We start from the raw sequence: 17,317 nt of genomic DNA, 5'->3' as shown, positions 1-17,317 counted from the left end.
GCCCCCGATCAGCGGAATCCCGGCCGGACCGCCCGCCCGTGGGTGTCATTGATCTCTCCCGTGACGACCCCCGCGGCGTCGATCGTCAGGACCCCGTGGAAGGCGGAGCCGGCGGACCGCGTGGCGGTCGCCCGGAAGTCACCGTTGTTGGGTTGGAGCACGATCCGATAGGTGAACGACGGATCGCTGTACATCAGGAACGGTCCGCCAGGTGACGCGCCGGAGATCTCGGAACTTTTGAAGACCCCATAGGCGATCAGATCATCGGTGTCGGTGGTGTAATACCGTTCGTTGAGAAAAAAGAACCGCTCGGCCGCCCAGAGCGTCCGGAGGTTCGCGGCCGCCATGTCGACCCGGGCCTGCTCCACGGACGAGCGGTACGACGGGATGGCCATCGACGCGAAGATCCCGATCAGGAGGGCCACGATCATGAGTTCCACGAGCGTCGATCCGGAGCGGCTCGGCCTCGGTCCTCGGCTCGACGAAGCGGTCATTGGATGCCACCGGACATGTTGAACATGGGGAGATAGATCGAGAGCATCATCACGGCGATCACCGCCCCCATCCCCACGACGATCAAGGGCTCGAGCGCCTTGGAGATCTTGGAAATGAGCGACTCGACCTTTTCTCTATAGTAGGGCGCCACCCGGTCCATGACCGACGCCAGCTGCCCCGATTCCTCCCCCGTGCGGACCATGTTCACCACCATCCCCGTGAACAGGCCGCTCTCCTCGAGTGCCGAGGCGAGCGATTGCCCCGAGGCCACTCGCCGCCGGGCCTGGTCCAGCGCGTCTCGGTAGATGGGGTTGTTGCCCAGGATCCCCCGGAGGGTCTCCAGCGTCTCGAGCATCGGCACGCCGCTCTTGAGCAGCAGGGCCAGGTTCGACGCGAACCGGTACATGGTCGATTGGATCAAGAGGTCCCCCACCGTCGGCGTGACCATGAGCAGGCCCAGCACCCGGCGTCGGCCTTCGTCGGTGCGGTAGTAGCGCCGGAAGGCGTAGACGGTCAGGCCGGTCCCGAGGAGCAGATAGAGGCCATAGCTGACGACGAACTGCGAGGCCGAGACGACGAACTGCGTGATCTCGGGCAGCTCGGCCCCCATCTCCTTGAACATCCGGTCGAACGTCGGGACGACGAACCGCAGCATCGCGGCGATCGCCAGGGTGGCCACGCAGAGCAGGACGATCGGGTAGAAGAGCGCCCCGCGCATCTTCCTCCTGGCGTCGCGAGCCTCCTGGACCTGGCCGGCGAGCTCCCGGAGCACGTCGGACATCCGGCCCGTGATCTCGCCGGTCCGGATCATCTCGATCCAGGAATGCTCGAAGGCCTCCGGGTAGTTGGCGGCCGCGGCGTGGAACGAGCTGCCGGCCGACAGCCGCGCCGCGATCTCCGAGAGGATCTGACGCAGCCGCAAGCTCTCCGCCTGCTCCGAGCCGATCTGGATCGCCTGGAGCAGGGGGGTGCCGGCGGCGATCAGCGTCGCCAGTTGCTGGAAGAAGGCCAGGATGTCGTCCATCGCGAGCTTGCTGTGCGGCTTGCTGGCCACCCGGGCGTTGGACATCACCCATTCGTCGAAAACCATCGTCGGCACCCTCGGATCGGGTCAGTCGTCGCCGGCCATCGCGACGGTCAGGGCGGCTTCGAGGCTGGTCTGGCCGATCCTGGCTTTCTCGATGGCGTTGTCGATGAGCATGGAATTCTGCTGGGCCCGGGCCGACGCGCGCAACTCGGGCAGCGGCGCCCTGGCCTGGATCAGGTCGGCCAGCGTCGGGGTGATCCGGATGACCTCGAACACGCCGGTCCGCCCGTGGTAGCCGGATCCCCGGCAGGCATCGCAGCCGACGGGCCGGTAGAGCACCTGCCCCGCCTCGAGGTTGTAGCGGCGGGCCGTCTCGGCGTTGCATTCGTACGGGGCCTTGCAATGGAGGCAGAGCTTCCGCACCAGGCGCTGCGCCTGGAGCAGTCGGAGCGTCGAGGCCAGCATGAACGGCTCGAGCCCCATGTCCTGCAATCGGCTGATCGAACTGAGCGCGTCGTTCGTGTGCAAGGTCGACAGCACGAGGTGGCCGGTCAGGGCCGATCGCATGCAGATCTCGGCGGTTTCCGGGTCGCGGACCTCGCCGACCATGATGATGTCGGGGTCCTGCCGCAGGAAGGCGCGGAGGGCATTGGCGAACGTGAGGTTGATCTGAGGCTTGACCTGGACCTGGTTCAGCCCCTTGAATCGGTACTCGACCGGGTCCTCGGCCGTGCAGATATTCGTGTTCGCCTCGTTGAGGAGGTTCAGGCAGGTGTACAGCGTGGTGCTCTTGCCGCTGCCGGTCGGGCCGGTGACCAGGATGAGGCCGTGGGGGGAGCGGATGGCCTCGGTGATGTCCTCGATCTGGCGCTTCGAGAGGCCCAGGCCGCGCAGGTCCAGCGGGATGGCCGTCTTGTCGAGCAGCCGGATCACCAGCTTCTCGCCGTAGACCGTGGGCATGGTGCTCAGCCGAAGGTCGATCCGGCGGTCGCCGCTCTTCAACGTGATCGCGCCGTCCTGGGGGATGCGCTTCTCGGCGATGTCCATGCGGCCGAGGATCTTCAGGCGCGAGACGATCGTCACGAACACCTGGCGGTTCAGGACCTGGTACTCCTGCAGGTTCCCGTCGATCCGCAGGCGGATCTTGCAGGCATCCTCGAACGGTTCGAGGTGGATGTCGCTCGCCCCGGCCCGGACGGCGTGCTCGAGGATCTGGTTGACCATCCGGATGATCCGGCCGTCGCGCCCCGGCGGCGGCGCCTCGTCCAGGATCAAGGTGCCGGCCCGGTCCTCCTCCTCGGTCACCTCGTCGTCGAGGTCGGCATGCTCGAAGCTCTCCGCGTCGGGGGCGAAGACGGTGGAGGAGCGGTTCGACCGATAGAGGTCCTCGATCAGCTGCTCGACGACGCCGATCGGCGCGATCATGGGCCGGACCCGCAGGCCCGTCAGGAGCTGGACCTCGTCGATGACGAGCATCTCGCGAGGGCTCACGAAGGCCAGGTCGAGCTGATCCCCGCGGATGGCGACCGGGGCGATCGTCTGGTCCCGGCAGAGCTTCTCGGTCAGCAATCGGGCCAGCTCCGGCTCGGGGGCCGGCACTTCCGAGCCGGGGTCATACAGGGGGACCGCCAGGTACTCGGCATAGGTCCTGGCGATCTCCGAGTCGCCCACCAGCCCGGCGAGGATCAGGTTGCGCTCGTTCAGCTCCTGGCCCCTCGTCCGGAGCTCTCGGAGCCGATCGGGCGTGACGGCCCCGCGCTGCAACAGCAGCTCGATCAGCAGGGAACGTTCGTCGGCCACTGCGGTCGCGTTCATCGCGATCCCTCCACGGAAGCGGTCAGCGCGGGGCCGGCCGGCAGCGGGCCGGGCGGGGGAGACACGAGCAATCGGAGCAACGCCATGGAGATCTCCGGCAGGCTCCCGCCCGATCGCCGGGCGATCTGCTCGATGAGGTCCGGGGCCGGCAGGTGGACCCCCGCCGCCGCCAGGGCGGCCCGGGCCTCGGTCAAGGTTTCCATCCCGACTCTGACACTGCGGTCGTTGAACGATTCCAAGGCCGCGGGGCTGGTTTCGGCCATCAATGCGGCCAGGCGATCGGGAAGCTCGAGGACGAGCGAATCTCGATGGTTCTCTCGACCGAGGATCACCCGCCCCGGCTCGATCCGGGCGACGGTCCAGGACGCCCCCCCGGGGGCCCCTTCGGGGCGTTCGAGCGGCTCCCCCTGGCGATACACGCGGCCGTCGATGATCGCGGCCCGACGACCCTCGGAGACGAGCGTCGCCCCGAGCTCGAACCCCGGGGACGACGGTCGAAGCGCCCCGGCCCTCGCCGGCGTGTTCGATCGCCCGGCAACGCCCGGGCCCCGGCCCGCCTCGGCGGGGCCGGGCCGGGCGGCCAGTCGGGCCGGGTCATCGTGCTGCCGGAACGGGTCGCGCGACGACGGCGCGGCGAAGTCGGGCGTCAGCAGGCTCGAATCGATCTTGGGCAGCGCCGGCGTCGGCGCGGCCTGGTGGGGGGGGGGCGCCACGTGCGGCCAGACGCAGTAGCCGACGGCGAGCAGGAAGCCGGCCAGCGGACCGAGTTTGATCAGCTCGTTGGACATCGTTTATCCCTCGATCCCGACCAGCAGCAGCTGCATCTCGTTGACCGCGTTCCCCTGGGAGGCGCTGCTGCCGCTCTTGCGGCTCACCTGAATCGAATCGACCCGGATCAGCCGGGGCGACGACTCGAGCCACCGGACGAATTGCTCGAGCATCGGGAAGCTCCCCTCGATGACGATCCGATGGACCGAGGCGGCGTAGGGGCCGACCTTCATCGACGGGCGGGGCTCCAGGGAGACCAGCTTGATCTCGGGGAATTGACGGACCCCGGACATGATGAACGGGACCCAGACATCCCCCTCGTCCGAATCGGGCAGGAACGCGGCGAACGCCTCGGCCTGCCGGCGCAGGTGCTCCACCTCGTGGGCCAGGGCCAGCCGCTGGCGGCCGATGTTCAGCCGGTGGTCGTCCTGGGCGATCGCGCGATGCAACGGGGAGTAGGTCGCCAGGTACCACGCGACGAGCAGGACGACGTTCAGGACCAGCCCGAGCCGGTTCGGCTTGTGCAGCAGGTCCCGAAGCAGGTTCAGGACGCGGGAGGGGGACGATGCTTCGCTCATGGGGAGGCCTCGCGAGACGATTTCGAGGGCGGGGAGCCCGGTTGGCAGTGGATGACGAAGGACGCCGTCGGGATCCGAGACTGGCCGCCGGCCCCCCAGCGCAGGCCCGCCATGCCGACGTCCGGCAGGGTCTTCTGCAGCAAGGGGCTCTCCCGGAGCGACTCGATCAGGACCTCGACCTCCGGGGAGACGGCCCCCCCCGCGGGGATCGGCGCGTCGATCGCCAGGGTCAGCGACCGTTTCGGGGCGGACCGCCGGCCCTTGCCCCCGACGACCTCGTAGGTGGCCTGGCCGTCCATCTTCGTCACCACCATCCCCTCGGGCAGCAGCGACGCGATCTCCCGATTGCACTCGGTCCAGAGGATCCGGGTCGACAGGTACCGCTCGATCGACGAGGTCCGCTGCATCAGGTCGTCGCGCTCCTGGCGGAGCTTCGGCAGGTCGAGCGACTGGAGCCACGGATACTGGCCCTGCTCGGCCCGGACCGCGATGAACTCGCGGTCCAGCGAGCGGCGGTGCTCGATCATCAGCATCGTCGCCAGCGCGAGCACCGAGGCCTGGACGGCCATCTGCCCCCACGGCAAGAGGCTGAAGATCGGCTCCGGCGGCCGCAGCTCCCGGGCGAGGTTGAACGTGGGGAGGTGCGGCAGGCACCCCATGGCCAGCCCCGCGGCAATCTCGCCCGAGTCGTACGCCGGGGCGTCATGGCGGAGGACCCGGATCGGCACCCCGGACCAGATCCCGGGATCGGTCAGGGATTCGAGGTCGGGCCTCCCGTGGATCAGGAGGGCCGCCGGCGGCGTGTCGGCCCCGTACACGCGAAAGCTGTTGGAAATAAATCGATACGTCGAGAGGATCGCCTTCCCCTCGGAACCCGGCTCGATCGGGAAGTATCGCCACATCAAGGGCAGGTCGTCGGCGGTCATGACCGCCAGCGCGTGCTCCCGGCCGAGGAAGACCCGCAGCACCGTCGGGCACCTCCGAGGCGTCCGGAACCGCTCGACGGCGGCGCGGAGCAGGGCGCAGGGGGCCGGCTCGATCTGGTACGGGCGAATCTCGCAGTCTTCCAGGGCCTCCAGGATCGGGCCGAGTGCCTTCTTGCGGCAGGCCGCCACGCTGGCCAGGGGGCGGCGGCCCGGTTGCCATCGGAGGGCATCCACCTGCATGTGGTCGATGTTCAGGTTCGCGGACTGGAGGATCTCGTGCAGCAGGACCTGGGGAGACTGGTCCTCCGCGTTCCGCTGGAGCTGCACCGGGCGGGTCGAGAAGAAGACGCCCAGGCCGGGCATCCCCACGGCGATCGGCGCCCGACGCCACCCCTGGCTGGTGCGCAAGGGCTCGAGCAGCCGCTGGATGATCGGCGCCGGCGACCCCGAGGTCCGTTCCTCGACCTGCCGGTCGACCTCGACCGGGCCCAGGGGGGTGAATGCGATCCGAGACAGGGCGATCTCGCGGTCACCGATGTGCAGGCCGACGCTGCGTCTCCTCGGAATCTTCGCCAGGATCGCTTTCATCGGTCGTTCGCCTTCCCCGGCCGGTCAGAGAGGGTGTGAGGGGTGAAGGGTTCACAGGCCCTTCCTGGAACAATCGAGGCCCGCCGCCCGCGATTGAGGGCTGCGGGCCTCGGAGGAGGACCGTGAACGCTCGGGCGGCCGTCGTGGCCGCCGGGGGATTCCGCGGGGCGACCCGACTCCGATCACGTCCCGCCGCCGAATCCGCCCACGGGATTGATCTCGGCGCTGATCGTGCTGTTGATCGCGTCGTAGCCTTCCTCGTTGAACGTCACCTCGTAATTCTCGTAGCCGGCCGAGGGGCCGGTGCGTGTCAGGGTCATCGTCCACGAGAGCTCGAGGTCGGGATTCCCCGTGATCGGTCCGGGGCTGAAGTACTTCGGGGTCGGCGCCTGGATGTCCAGATCCGCGATCGTGTCGGCGTAGATCCCCTCCCGGGCGTGGAAACGTTCCTGGGCGTTCCGGACGGCGGAGAGGTAGGCGAACGCCTCGGCGGCCTTCGAACGCTCGACCGACATGAGGAATCGCGGGACCCCGAACGCCGCCAGGACGCCGATGATCACGACGACCACGGCCAGTTCGACCAGTGTGAAGCCCCGCCGGGGCCTCAAGTTGGTCCGTTGTGTTTGCATGGAACCCGCCCCTTTTTCATCGAAAGAATCCTCCGAGAACCCTTTGCGGGACGCCCGCGCTCCCCCGGAGTCTCAAGGACGAATGTCATCGTGCGAGCCCGCCCGGCGTGCCGGGCATCGGGCCCGCTTGACGAATCCAGGGAATGCGATCGACCTTGTCCCCGTCCCGCTTGGATTCACTGGTGGCGGGGTCGTCTGGGGAGGAACGCCCTTGCGAAGGCGCCGTCACCCGCCGCGGTTCGGGACGTCGCGCGGCCGCCCCGCCGTCCTCGAAGGGGGCGGAGCGGCCTCACGATGGGCGAGGATCACGGATCAGGGCTCGGGGTCGGGGTCAGGGGCCGCACCCTGGGCACCGATCGGGTTGATCTCGGCGTCGATGTCGCTGTTCGTCGAATCATAACCCTGATCGGTGAAGGTCACCGTGTACGCCCCGTAACCGGCCGACGAGCCGGTCCGAGTCAGGGTCAGGGTCCAGGAGTCCTGGATGTCCGAATTCCCGGCCACGGTGCCGACGGTGAAGTACTTCGGGGTCGGGGCCTGGATGTCGAGCGTGCTGAGGTCGGTGGCGTAGGTGCCTTCTCGGGCGTGATACCGCTCCTGGGCGGTGCGGACGGCGGAGAGATAGGCGAAGGCTTCCGCGGCCTTCGAACGCTCGACCGATTGCAGGAAGCGCGGCACACCGAACGCCGCCAGGACGCCGATGATCACGACGACCACGGCCAACTCGACCAGCGTGAAACCCCGTCGGGGCTTGGGGATCGATCGATTCGCGTGCATGGAAGTTCCTCGTTCGTTCTTCGGTGGGGGATCGCTGCTGTGACTGCGCGACACCGTCGCCCGTTACCGCGCCGGTCCACTCGGATCGGCGATCGAACGTTCGCCCCGGAACGCCCGCGGGCGAGGCGATCGCGTGGGACCCCTTCGTCCCTCCGCCGGTGCCGCATCAAGTGTCGCTGTCAGATACCTAGGTTGGGCCCGATCGGCTGTCAAACGACACGTGCACAGGTTGCAATTTCTCTACAGGAACATCCCAGACTCGGCCAATTGCCCCTCCCGCGTCCGCGCACGAAACAGCCCCGACGACCCTGGAAGGCCGCCGGGGCTGGAGGCGATCGGTCGCCCGATCGCGGGGGGAGCGTCCGACTCCTCCGATCACGGCAGCAGCGTCCAGCCCGAGGCGTCGGCCGAGAGCCCCGTATGCCCCTCGTAGCGGTCGAAGACCTCGTGCATCTGCTCGATCGAGTCGAAATAGCCGACCACGTGGGCCGCGCTGAACGACTCCCCGGCCTTGACCGGCCGGCCGTGGATCTCCTCGATCATGACGATGATCCCCCCCGGCCGCTGGCTGCACCAGGCCTCGTAGACGACCGACGGGTCGAGCGTCAGGCCGCCGAGCCAGGGGCCGTCGTCGCCCGTCTCCGGGTCGCGGAGCCGGTAGGCCCGGATGAAGTGCTCGGGGGTCGTGTTCAGGTCGCGCCGGTAGCCGAACTTCAGGTCGGGCGGGAACGGCTCGAAGAACTCCCGCGACGGGATCCGGACCCCGTCGGGGCCGCCCAGGTAGCTCAGGTACACCTCGCTGAACGTGTCCCCCTGCTCGTGCCGGATGCAGCCCGGCGTGTCATTCCGCAGGAACATCTCCGGGGAGTCGTTCACGCTGTCGATGCGGTCCATCAGCAGGAAAAAGCGCTCCCCCTTGGGGAACACGATCAACTGCGTCCAGGTCGATCCCGGGGTCCGGCCGGGGGCCGCGTATTCGAACTGGTAGCTCGTCTTGACGGCGACGAAGTCGTCCCCGCGGATCACCTCCGGATCGACCGGCTTCATCCGGTGGCAGAGCTGAGGCCCCTCGATCATCCGCTTCCGGTGGCTGCTCCCGTGCGCCATCAATGCGTACGAGCGACGCGCCGGGTCCTCCTCGTTCTCGTACCAGGTGTAGCGGCCGACCCCGTCCCCGTCCGGCGCGAAGACCTCGTCCGCCCACTCGGCGTCGCTGCCCGGCTCCATCAGCCAGTCGATCACCATCAGGCCGTCGCCGACCTCCCGGAAGCCGGTCGTCTTGTCCAGGAACGACCCCTTCTCGATCCCGGTCATCCAGTGCTTCGGGTCGCGCTTCGGGATGACCGCTTCGAGCAGATCCGTCTCGATCGTGATCGCGCGCTCATCCTCGGTCACCCGGACCCAGTCCGGTTCGTCCGCGACCGACGCCGAAGACGCCAGCGCGACCATCACGCCGACGACGCCAAGAACGCCAGGGCACAACGCTCGATTCATCAAGGAACCCTCGATCTCGATAACCCGGGCCCCCGGCCCCGGACGGGCCGCGATCGCCCGATCGGTCGCGTCAGGACGCCCCCACCCCCCTGGTGAAGGCCCGCGACCGCCGTCGATCGCCATGCTATCCGGTCCCCGCCCCCGAGTCTCGGGGATGGTCCCCCGGCCCGGCACACGTCATCCGCTGCCGTGTCGTCCATCGAGATCGTGATGAGGCGGGCGCCTCGGTGCTCCTCGCCGCGATCCGGCCCCTGCATCGTCGCCGGAGGTGCGGTAACATATCCCTTGAGGAGGTCGCCCATGCCAATCCACGACTGGACCCGGGTCGAAGCCGGGACCTACCACGATTTCCATCAGGGATGGACGATCGAAATCCGTAACCGACTCAATCGCGGGATCTTGCCGGAAGGCTACTTCGCGATGGCCGACCAGCGCGTCAGCGGTCCCGAGCCGGACATCGTCGCATTACGCTTGCGCGGCCCCGAGCCGACGGGCGGCCTGGCCGTCGCTGAGGTCCCTCCCCGGCTCAAGACGACGGCCCAGGCGGAACTGGACGCGACCCGGTACGCCATGAAGGCCACCCGCATCGCGATCCGTCAGGGGCTGGGACGGGTCGTGGCGATGATCGAGGTCGTCTCGCCGGGCAACAAGGACAGCCGGCACGCGGTGGCGTCGTTCGTCGCCAAGGCCGTCGATTTCCTCGGCAATGGCATTCATTTTTTGATGATCGACCCCTTCCCGGCCGGCCCCCGCGACCCGAACGGGCTGGATCGGCTCATCTGGGGCGAGCTGGCGGACGAACCGCCGGAGCCCCGGCCCCTTCACAAGCCCCTGACCGTGGCCGCCTTCGATGCCGGCCCGCCCTTGACGGCCTACCTCGAACCGCTGGCCGTCGGCGATCCCTGGCCCGAGGCCCCGCTGTTCCTCGCCCCCGGCTGGTATGTGAACGTGCCGCTCGAGGCGACCTACATGGCCTCGTGGGACGTGACCCCGCGGCCGATCCGGGACCTCGTCGAGCGGCCTGAGCCGGGTCGGGTCCCGGAATGCTGAACCCTGTTGCGGCCCCGGGCCGATCCTCGACCCCGATCCTCCCCGTCGGCCCGAAGCGGGATCGGGGTGCGGATCCGGCACCCAGGGGCGCGGCGTCCGATCGCCGTCGGCTTTACAACCGGGCCGGCCCGCTGAACAATGGCGAACGCCCTCGCGATCGGCCCGGGCCGCGAGGAGGGCGATCCGATCCCGCTCAACGAATCATCAGTGAGGCACCCTGGAGATGGACGGTCGAATCCCGATAATGCTCGCGATCGGTGCCTCGCTGATGCTCGGGGCGGTCGGCGAGGACCATGACCGGGCGACCCCCTTGACCGAACCCGGGGCCTTCACCCCCGGCATCGAGGGGCCCAATTGCGACGCGGACGGCGCCATCTACGCCGTCAACTTCGCCGAGCAAGGGACGATCGGCCGGGTCACCCCCGAGGGCCTCGGCGAGGTCTTCGTGCGGCTCCCCGGCGAGAGCGTCGGCAACGGCATCGTCTTCGACGCGGAGGGTCGGATGTTCGTCGCCGACTACGTCGGGCACAACGTCCTGCGCATCGACCCGGAGACCCGCGCCATCGCCGTCTTCGCCCACGAACCGGCCATGAACCAGCCGAACGACCTGGCCATCGCCCCCGACGGCACCCTCTACGCGAGCGACCCGAACTGGTCCGAGGGCACCGGGCAGATCTGGAAGATCTCGCCCGAGGGCGCGGTCGATCGCGTCGCCTCCGACCAGGGGACGACCAACGGCATCGAGGTCAGCCCCGACGGGAATTGGCTCTACGTCAACGAATCGGTGCAGCGGAACGTCTGGAAGTTCCCGATCGGCGAGGATGGTTCCCTGGGCGAGAGGCAACTCATCAGGCGATTCCCCGACTTCGGCTTCGACGGCATGCGCTGCGACGTCGACGGGAACCTCGCCATCACCCGGCACGGCAAGGGGACCGTCATCCTCATGACGCCCGACGGCGAGATCCTCCGGGAGATCGACGTCCTGGGCAAGTACCCCTCGAACCTCTGCTTCGGCGGCCCCGACGGCAAGACCGTCTACGTCACCGAGGTCGAGCACACCCGCCTCGTCTCGTTCCGCGTCGAGACGCCCGGCCTGGCCTGGCGGCGACATCAGGCCCGGTAAAGGCCCATCGCATGGATCCGGTTGCGGCCCTCGCAACACCACCTCCTCTTGCAACACCAAGGATTTCAAGACGCTCATGAACCCCCAGGACAAAGCGGAAGCGCTCGGACTGACCTTCACCAAGCAGGAGCCCGGCTACCTGGCCCTGGTCGTGCGCAGCGGCAACCTGCTCATCACCTCCGGGCACGTCAGCGACATCAAAGGCAAGCTCGGCGCCGGCCTCTCGGTCGACGAGGGGAAGGCCGCGGCCCGCGAGTGCGCCGTCAAGATCCTCAACTCGGTCTGGAACTTCCACGGCTCGCTCAACGGCCTGAAGGTCCTGAAGGTCCTCGGCTGCGTCAACTCCACGCTCGAATTCCACGAGCAGCACCTGGTCATCAACGGCTGCAGCGACCTCCTGCACGAGATCTTCGGCAAGGACGGCGACGGCTACCACGCCCGCAGCGCCCTCGGCTTCGCCCAGCTCCCGACCGGCGTCGCCGTCGAGGTCGAGGCGATCTTCGAGATCAAGGACGCCTGATCCGGCCTCACGCATGCGTTTGAAGCGGCACTCCCACAGCGAGCCGGGCCGCCGATGGCCCGGCTCGTTTCGCGCGCCACGCCCCCGGATCCGTCGCCTCGTTCTCTGTTACCAGCCGCCGCTGGCCCCCCCTCCCGAGGAGCTCCCGCCGCCGAATCCGGAACTCGAACCCGAGCCGGATCCGGAGCTCGAACCCGACCCGTATGATGTGGTGCTCGACGCCACCAGCCGGGGGATGATCCGCTCGCTCTCGACGCGATACGAGCAGTGTTTGCAGGCGTTGACGACCTGCTTCAGGCCCGATCGCCGATGCGTCGCCTTGCGGAGGATCCGATCCGACTGATGGTTCGCCCTCGCCTGGCACCGCGGGCACCGCGAATACGACGAGAACCAGGCCTCCCGCGATCGCTTGACCGTCCGATCGCACCCCTCGCACCGCCAGACGTCATGGCGGACGCTGCCCAGTCGCCGCTCGACCCGCTCGGTTTCCGTGAGGTAGGTTTCGGCCTTCGGCGGGGTCAGCGGCGCGAGCGGCCCCTGACACTGGGGGCAGTGGCGCGGCCGGGCGTCCCGGGCGTGCCGGAAGCTCATCCACGCCCCCCCGGCCCCGAGCAGGCCCAGGCCGATCCCGAGCGGCCCCGTCCAGGGGATCCCCCTCGCCTCCTCGACCCTGACGGGCGCCCTCCGGGGCGCCGGCGGGGTCGGGATCGGCGGATCCAGCCCCGCCAGAGTCACCCCCAGCAGCTCGGCGGCACAGCGTCGGGCCGCCTGGACGACGGCCTGATCGGGATCCCCCTGGCGGAAATACGGCAGCATCGTCTGATCCATGATCCGCCGGCTGATTTGCACCCGATCCGCGTCGTCGATGCCGTGACCCAGCACGATCTCCGCCTTGCGGCTCGTCAGCGCGACGTAGATCAAGACGCCGTTCTCCCGCTCCCGGCTGCCGATCCCCCACCGGTTGAACAATTCCGTGGCGAACGTCCGAGGCGGTCGGCCGTCCGTCGTGTGGGTCATCACGACGGCCAGTTCCGCCCCCTCGTGCCGGGCGACCTGGTCCCCCAGTGCATTCAGGGCCGCGATCGTCCCCGGGGTCAGCCGGCCGGTCAGGTCGGTCGTCCATCCGTGGGGCCGGGGAGTCGGGATCTGAGACAGGTCCTCCCCCCTGGCCGTCGGCCCGAGCAACGCCCACGCGGCAAACGCGCAAATCATCGTGTTCGGTCGCATCGGCATGCCTGCTCTCCTGAAGGATCACGGTCTCGATGTGATGGAGACCCGACCCGGCCCCGACCTTACAACCGTTCGCGACTCACCCCGGCCGGCGATCGAGCCGGACTGCCTCGCCGGCGGCTCCGGTTCGAGCCGCCCCGGGCCTCCCCGCCGGCGGAGGATCAGGTGCTCGTTCCCCCGGTCGCGGAGCTGGGCATACAGCTCCAGGAACACGGCGTTCGTCCAGCCGAACCCCGTCTCGTTCGTCGTGTAGCCGAACCGGATCTCGACCTCCGACTCCCTCCGGACGACGTCGTATTTCTCGAACAGCGCCCGATGCTCGGCGAACTCGTCGAGGATCATCGAGAGGAACGCGGCGGCGATCCGGTCGGCCTCCTCGTGCTTGCCGTAGCGGCGGAGCCCCTCGACGGCGATCAGTTGCAGCGGGGCCGACCCGAACGGGGCATCCCACTGGCTCCCGCTCTCGTTGGTGCTCGTCTGCAGTCCCCCCGCCCGCTCGAACAACGGCAGATTCGCCGCCACCCGGCCCGCCTGCCGATCGTCGGCGATCCCGGCCCAGAGCGGGTAGAAGGTCGTCACGAACGGATAGCGCCCCAGCTTCCCCTCCACGAATTGATAATCATAATAGATTCCATCGGTTTCATCCCACATCAAGGCATTGATCGTCTCCCGCCGCCGGTCGGCGCGGCCGAGCCACGCCGCGGCCTCCTCCGGCCGGCCCAGGATCCCCAGGATCTCGGCCATGTCCGACTCCATGACCACCAGCAGCGCATTGAGGCAGACCGGCGCGTAGTGGACGACCTCGACGCCGAACGGCCCGAACCGGTCGGTCGGGTTGAAGCCCGACTCGCGCATCGAGCGGTCCCCCCGGTAGAAGCGAGGGGTCAAGACCCCGTCCCGGCAGTATTCCCGGACGTCGTAATCCTTGACCATGTACGTGTCGAAGTACGCGATCACTCGGTCGTAGTGGGTCCTCCCGTCCCGGTCCCGCTCCCCCGAGAGGACCTCGGGGGCCGGCCCCCATCCCGAGTCGTAGTAGCGCGAGAGCCCATTCTCCGGGATCAGGTGCGGCCCCTCGGTCCAGTAGCGGTGATACGCCTCGATCCGCGGGACGGCCTCGCCGAGCCACGACCGGGCCGCCTCCGGGTCCCGGCGATGCAGGTCCTGATAAACCCGGAGGACCATCCGGCTCAGGAACGGCGGCTGGGAACGCGTCAGGAAATGAGCATGGTTCGCGTTCAGGATCTTGCCGTAGCGGTCGATCTCGAAGAGGCAATTCTCGACCATCTGCCGCGCCAGCTCGGCCTTCCCGGACCGGAGCAGGCCGAGCGTGATGAAGTAGCTGTCCCAGCCGTACATCTCCCGGAACCTCCCCCCGGGGGCGATGAACGGGTGGGGAAGGTACAACGGCCCGGAGGCGGCCGGTCCCCCCGGCTCGGCCGGGCCCGGGGCATCGTCGCTCGATCGCTTCAGGGTCTCCCATCCCTGGTCAATCCGGACGAGCAGGTCTTGCAGCTCCGACTCCAGGCGGGCCTCGCGCATCCGATCGGTCACCCGGGCATGAAGGGCGATCGAGGCCGCGCCGACCAGGCCGATCGTCGCGACCGCGAGGATCGCCGCCAGCGCCGCGGCCGAGGGGCGGCGCCTGGCCCATCGCCAGCCCTTCACCCAGGCCCCGACCGGCCGGGCCCCGATCGGCAGGCCGTCGAGCCAGAGCCCCAGGTCGCTCGCCAGCTCCTCGGCCGACCCGTAGCGGTCGTTCGGGTCCTTCTCCAGGCATTTCAGGCAGATCGTCTCCAGGTCCCGATCGACCCGGCGGTTCGCCTGGCTCGGCGGCCTCGGCGTCTGCTCACGGACCTGTTCGAGGGTCTCCAGCAGCGATTCGCCGCAGAACGGGGGGCCTCCGGTCAGCAGGGCGTAGAGGATCGCCCCCAGGCCGTAGACGTCGGTCGCCGTGGTCACGGCCCCCCGCCGGCCGCCGGCCTGTTCCGGTGCCATGTACGGCGGAGACCCGCAAATGTCCCCGGATTGGGTCAGGTCCGAGACGTCCTCGATCCGCTTCGCCAGGCCGAAATCGGTCAGATGCGGCCGGCCCCCGGCGTCGAGCAGGACGTTCGACGGCTTCAGGTCCCGGTGCAGGACCCCCCGCCGGTGCGCATGCTGGACGGCCCGGGCGATCGCGACCGTCAGGCGGGCGGCGGCCCGGGGGTCATCCTCGAACTCCGAGAGCCTGCCGGCCAGGTCCCCTCCCCGGAGCAGCTTCATGCTGAAATAGGGCGAGCCCTCGTGCTCGCCCACCTCGAAGATCGGCACGATGTTCGGGTGTTCGAGCCCGGCGATCACCTCGGCCTCGGTCCGGAACCGGAGCAGTTCGGGTCCGGTCGCCGGGCCCGTCGACCGGATCAGCTTCAGGGCCACCGATCGGCCGAGGCTCAACTGGCGAGCCTCGTAGACGATCCCCATCCCCCCCTTGCCGAGCGGCTCGACCAGTTCGTAGTCGCCGAACTGATGGCCGGTCTCCCCCGCGTCCAACGACCGATCGTCCCGGTCTTCCTGACTCGAGAAATCCCCCTCGACCGTCGCCTCGCCCGAACCCGGCTGACCCTCGCCCCGCAGGTCCAGGGTCGGCCTGTCGCGCAGGACCCCCTTCAAGACGCACGACGGGCAGAGGCCGCCGGGGGCATCGGCCGGGAGCGTCAGGCCGCATCGCGGGCAAGCATCAAGGGGGGGCATCAGCGACGCTCCGGGCGATCACCGCGGGAGGTTCTCCCACCAGGATGACCCCAATCGCCGTCGAGCTTACAGCAAGGCTCCGGAAGATCTCGCGAGCAGGACGCTCGGCACGTCCTCTCCTGCTCCCGGTCAGAAAATCTCGGTCACCACCCGGCCCGCCACGTCGGTCAGGCGGAAGTCCCGGCCGGCGTAGCGGTAGGTCAACGCCTCGTGGTCCAGGCCGAGCAGGTGAAGTAACGTCGCGTGCAGGTCGTGGATGTGGACCTTGTCCTCGACGGCGTAATACCCGTAGTCGTCGGTCGCGCCGTGCCGGTAGCCCCCCTTGACCCCCCCGCCGGCCATCCACATCGTGAACCCCTCGGGGTTGTGGTCGCGGCCGTTCTTCCCCTGCGCCGTCGGGGTGCGGCCGAACTCGCCCCCCCAGAGCACGAGCGTGTCGTCGAGCAGGCCGCGCGCCTTCAGGTCGGTCAGCAGGCCGGCGATCGGCCGGTCGACTTCCCGGGCGTTCTTCTCGTGTCCGACCTTCAGGTCGCTGTGCTGGTCCCACTGCACGGCCGTGTCGCTGTGCGTCACCTGCACGAACCGCACCCCGCGCTCGGCGAGCCGGCGGGCCAGCAGGCACTGCCGGCCGAAGTCGGCCGTCACCGGGTCGTCCATGCCATACAGGCGACGCGTCTCGGGCGATTCGGCGGCGAACTCCTGGACCTCCGGCATCTCGGTCTGCATCCGGAAGGCCAGTTCGAACGAATCGAGCCGGGCCTCGAGCGCCTGGTCCGGCCCGGAATCGTCGAGGTGATCGCCGTTCAGCTCCGCCAGCAGGTCGAGCTGCGTCCGCTGCACGTCCCGGGTCAATTTCGCGTTCTTGATGTAGCGGACCTGGGCCTGGTCCGACGGCACGCTCGCGTTGCCGAGCGGCGTCCCCTGGTAGGCGGCCGGCAGGAAGGCCGAGCCCCAGTTGCGCACGCCCCCGTGGGCCAGGGTCGGGCAGATGGTGACGAACCCCGGCAGGTTCTGGTTCTCGGTCCCCAGGCCGTAGGTGATCCACGACCCCATGCTCGGCCTGACGAACGTGTCGCTGCCGGTGTGCATCATCAACAGCGCCCCGCCGTGCGCCGCGTTCGTGCCGTGCAAGGAGTGGATCAGGCAGAGGTCGTCCGCGTGCTGCGCCACGTTCGGGAACAGCTCGCTGACGGGAATCCCGCTCTCGCCGTAGCGGCGGAATTTCCAGGGAGAGGCCAGCAACGACCCCGTCTCGGCGAACTGGACCCGAGGCTTGGCAAACGGCAAGGGTTTGCCGTCGTCGCGCTGGAGCAATGGCTTCGGGTCGAAGGTGTCGAGGTGCGACGGCCCCCCCTTCATGAACAGGAAGATGATCCGCTTCGCCTTCGGCTCGAAGTGCGGCGCCTTGGGCGCCAGCGGGTTCGACGACGACGCACCCTCCCCCCGGGATTGCTCGGCCAGCAGGGCGGACAGGGCGACGGAGCCGAACCCCGCCGCGGTGTTGCGGAGCATCTGACGGCGGTTCCACACGCGGGGCCAAATCTGATCCACGGCTCGAACTCCT

The 17,317-nt window shown here is 68.9% G+C and carries 15 protein-coding genes; 3 read left to right on the top strand and 12 right to left on the bottom strand.

Translation table 11 applies throughout. From position 1 onward, the window contains the following. Window positions 1-8: 8 nt before the first annotated feature. The 9 genes from AB1L88_RS13650 to AB1L88_RS13610 all read right to left on the bottom strand — a co-directional run bounded on the left by AB1L88_RS13650 (window position 9) and on the right by AB1L88_RS13610 (window position 9,097). A complete protein-coding gene (locus AB1L88_RS13650; RefSeq protein ID WP_367097222.1) occupies window positions 9-494 on the bottom strand; it encodes a prepilin-type N-terminal cleavage/methylation domain-containing protein in 486 nt (161 codons plus the stop codon). Continuing rightward, window positions 491-1,585, bottom strand: a complete 1,095-nt coding sequence (locus AB1L88_RS13645; RefSeq protein ID WP_367097221.1) for a type II secretion system F family protein — start codon at window positions 1,583-1,585, stop codon at window positions 491-493. The genes AB1L88_RS13650 and AB1L88_RS13645 overlap by 4 nt, the downstream gene beginning before the upstream one ends. Window positions 1,586-1,606: 21 nt before the next feature. Next, on the bottom strand, window positions 1,607-3,337 hold the full coding sequence (locus AB1L88_RS13640) for a GspE/PulE family protein (protein ID WP_367097220.1): 1,731 nt from the start codon (window positions 3,335-3,337) through the stop codon (window positions 1,607-1,609). Beyond that, window positions 3,334-4,125, bottom strand: coding sequence for a hypothetical protein (locus AB1L88_RS13635; protein ID WP_367097219.1), 792 nt, complete (start codon window positions 4,123-4,125; stop codon window positions 3,334-3,336). Before AB1L88_RS13635 ends, AB1L88_RS13640 begins: the two co-directional genes overlap by 4 nt. Before the next feature lie 3 nt (window positions 4,126-4,128). Beyond that, on the bottom strand, window positions 4,129-4,683 hold the full coding sequence (locus AB1L88_RS13630) for a hypothetical protein (protein ID WP_367097218.1): 555 nt from the start codon (window positions 4,681-4,683) through the stop codon (window positions 4,129-4,131). Beyond that, complete coding sequence (locus tag AB1L88_RS13625; RefSeq protein WP_367097217.1) at window positions 4,680-6,197, bottom strand: hypothetical protein; 1,518 nt, start codon at window positions 6,195-6,197, stop codon at window positions 4,680-4,682. The genes AB1L88_RS13630 and AB1L88_RS13625 overlap by 4 nt, the downstream gene beginning before the upstream one ends. 182 nt (window positions 6,198-6,379) lie before the next feature. Continuing rightward, the gene (locus tag AB1L88_RS13620) at window positions 6,380-6,826 is read right to left on the bottom strand and encodes a prepilin-type N-terminal cleavage/methylation domain-containing protein (RefSeq protein ID WP_367097216.1); all 447 of its coding nucleotides are present in this window, start codon (window positions 6,824-6,826) and stop codon (window positions 6,380-6,382) included. A 312-nt stretch (window positions 6,827-7,138) separates the two neighbouring features. Beyond that, window positions 7,139-7,603 carry a prepilin-type N-terminal cleavage/methylation domain-containing protein gene (locus AB1L88_RS13615; RefSeq protein WP_367097215.1) on the bottom strand — a complete coding sequence of 155 codons (465 nt, stop codon included), beginning with the start codon at window positions 7,601-7,603 and terminating at the stop codon, window positions 7,139-7,141. Window positions 7,604-7,978: 375 nt separating this feature from the next. Beyond that, the gene (locus AB1L88_RS13610; RefSeq protein WP_367097214.1) at window positions 7,979-9,097 is read right to left on the bottom strand and encodes a hypothetical protein; all 1,119 of its coding nucleotides are present in this window, start codon (window positions 9,095-9,097) and stop codon (window positions 7,979-7,981) included. A 300-nt stretch (window positions 9,098-9,397) separates the two neighbouring features. Between AB1L88_RS13610 and AB1L88_RS13605 the strand changes: the two genes are divergently transcribed. The 3 genes from AB1L88_RS13605 to AB1L88_RS13595 all read left to right on the top strand — a co-directional run bounded on the left by AB1L88_RS13605 (window position 9,398) and on the right by AB1L88_RS13595 (window position 11,790). Further along, the gene (locus AB1L88_RS13605; protein WP_367097213.1) at window positions 9,398-10,147 is read left to right on the top strand and encodes a DUF4058 family protein; all 750 of its coding nucleotides are present in this window, start codon (window positions 9,398-9,400) and stop codon (window positions 10,145-10,147) included. A 223-nt stretch (window positions 10,148-10,370) separates the two neighbouring features. Next, window positions 10,371-11,270 (top strand): SMP-30/gluconolactonase/LRE family protein, encoded by a 900-nt coding sequence (locus AB1L88_RS13600; protein WP_367097212.1) that lies wholly within the window; start codon window positions 10,371-10,373, stop codon window positions 11,268-11,270. Window positions 11,271-11,346: 76 nt separating this feature from the next. Then, entirely contained in the window at window positions 11,347-11,790 is a 444-nt protein-coding gene (locus tag AB1L88_RS13595) for a RidA family protein (RefSeq protein WP_367097211.1), read from the top strand. A gap of 108 nt (window positions 11,791-11,898) precedes the next feature. Here the strand turns inward: AB1L88_RS13595 and AB1L88_RS13590 are convergent, their stop codons facing one another. The 3 genes from AB1L88_RS13590 to AB1L88_RS13580 all read right to left on the bottom strand — a co-directional run bounded on the left by AB1L88_RS13590 (window position 11,899) and on the right by AB1L88_RS13580 (window position 17,265). Further along, the gene (locus AB1L88_RS13590; RefSeq protein WP_367097210.1) at window positions 11,899-13,023 is read right to left on the bottom strand and encodes a TPM domain-containing protein; all 1,125 of its coding nucleotides are present in this window, start codon (window positions 13,021-13,023) and stop codon (window positions 11,899-11,901) included. An 18-nt stretch (window positions 13,024-13,041) separates the two neighbouring features. Further along, complete coding sequence (locus tag AB1L88_RS13585) at window positions 13,042-15,753, bottom strand: trehalase family glycosidase (protein ID WP_367097209.1); 2,712 nt, start codon at window positions 15,751-15,753, stop codon at window positions 13,042-13,044. Between the two features lie 129 nt (window positions 15,754-15,882). Beyond that, window positions 15,883-17,265: a DUF1501 domain-containing protein gene (locus tag AB1L88_RS13580; RefSeq protein ID WP_367097311.1), complete on the bottom strand. Its 1,383-nt coding sequence runs from the start codon at window positions 17,263-17,265 to the stop codon at window positions 15,883-15,885. Between the last annotated feature and the right edge of the window lie 52 nt (window positions 17,266-17,317).

The organism is Tautonia sp. JC769 (assembly GCF_040717455.1).
GTDB lineage: Bacteria > Planctomycetota > Planctomycetia > Isosphaerales > Isosphaeraceae > Tautonia.
Note: the sequence above shows the minus strand (reverse complement) of the source record. Positions and strands in the feature narration are given on the sequence as shown.

Coding starts and splice junctions, on each gene's coding strand:
- AB1L88_RS13630 (WP_367097218.1), bottom strand. CDS start 4,683: ATGAGCGAAGCATCGTCCCCCTCCCGCGTCCTGAACCTGCTTCGGGAC.
- AB1L88_RS13615 (WP_367097215.1), bottom strand. CDS start 7,603: ATGCACGCGAATCGATCGATCCCCAAGCCCCGACGGGGTTTCACGCTG.
- AB1L88_RS13640 (WP_367097220.1), bottom strand. CDS start 3,337: ATGAACGCGACCGCAGTGGCCGACGAACGTTCCCTGCTGATCGAGCTG.
- AB1L88_RS13580 (WP_367097311.1), bottom strand. CDS start 17,265: ATGCTCCGCAACACCGCGGCGGGGTTCGGCTCCGTCGCCCTGTCCGCC.
- AB1L88_RS13645 (WP_367097221.1), bottom strand. CDS start 1,585: ATGGTTTTCGACGAATGGGTGATGTCCAACGCCCGGGTGGCCAGCAAG.
- AB1L88_RS13650 (WP_367097222.1), bottom strand. CDS start 494: ATGACCGCTTCGTCGAGCCGAGGACCGAGGCCGAGCCGCTCCGGATCG.
- AB1L88_RS13605 (WP_367097213.1), top strand. CDS start 9,398: ATGCCAATCCACGACTGGACCCGGGTCGAAGCCGGGACCTACCACGAT.
- AB1L88_RS13625 (WP_367097217.1), bottom strand. CDS start 6,197: ATGAAAGCGATCCTGGCGAAGATTCCGAGGAGACGCAGCGTCGGCCTG.
- AB1L88_RS13595 (WP_367097211.1), top strand. CDS start 11,347: ATGAACCCCCAGGACAAAGCGGAAGCGCTCGGACTGACCTTCACCAAG.
- AB1L88_RS13590 (WP_367097210.1), bottom strand. CDS start 13,023: ATGCCGATGCGACCGAACACGATGATTTGCGCGTTTGCCGCGTGGGCG.
- AB1L88_RS13600 (WP_367097212.1), top strand. CDS start 10,371: ATGGACGGTCGAATCCCGATAATGCTCGCGATCGGTGCCTCGCTGATG.
- AB1L88_RS13610 (WP_367097214.1), bottom strand. CDS start 9,097: ATGAATCGAGCGTTGTGCCCTGGCGTTCTTGGCGTCGTCGGCGTGATG.
- AB1L88_RS13635 (WP_367097219.1), bottom strand. CDS start 4,125: ATGTCCAACGAGCTGATCAAACTCGGTCCGCTGGCCGGCTTCCTGCTC.
- AB1L88_RS13620 (WP_367097216.1), bottom strand. CDS start 6,826: ATGCAAACACAACGGACCAACTTGAGGCCCCGGCGGGGCTTCACACTG.
- AB1L88_RS13585 (WP_367097209.1), bottom strand. CDS start 15,753: ATGCCCCCCCTTGATGCTTGCCCGCGATGCGGCCTGACGCTCCCGGCC.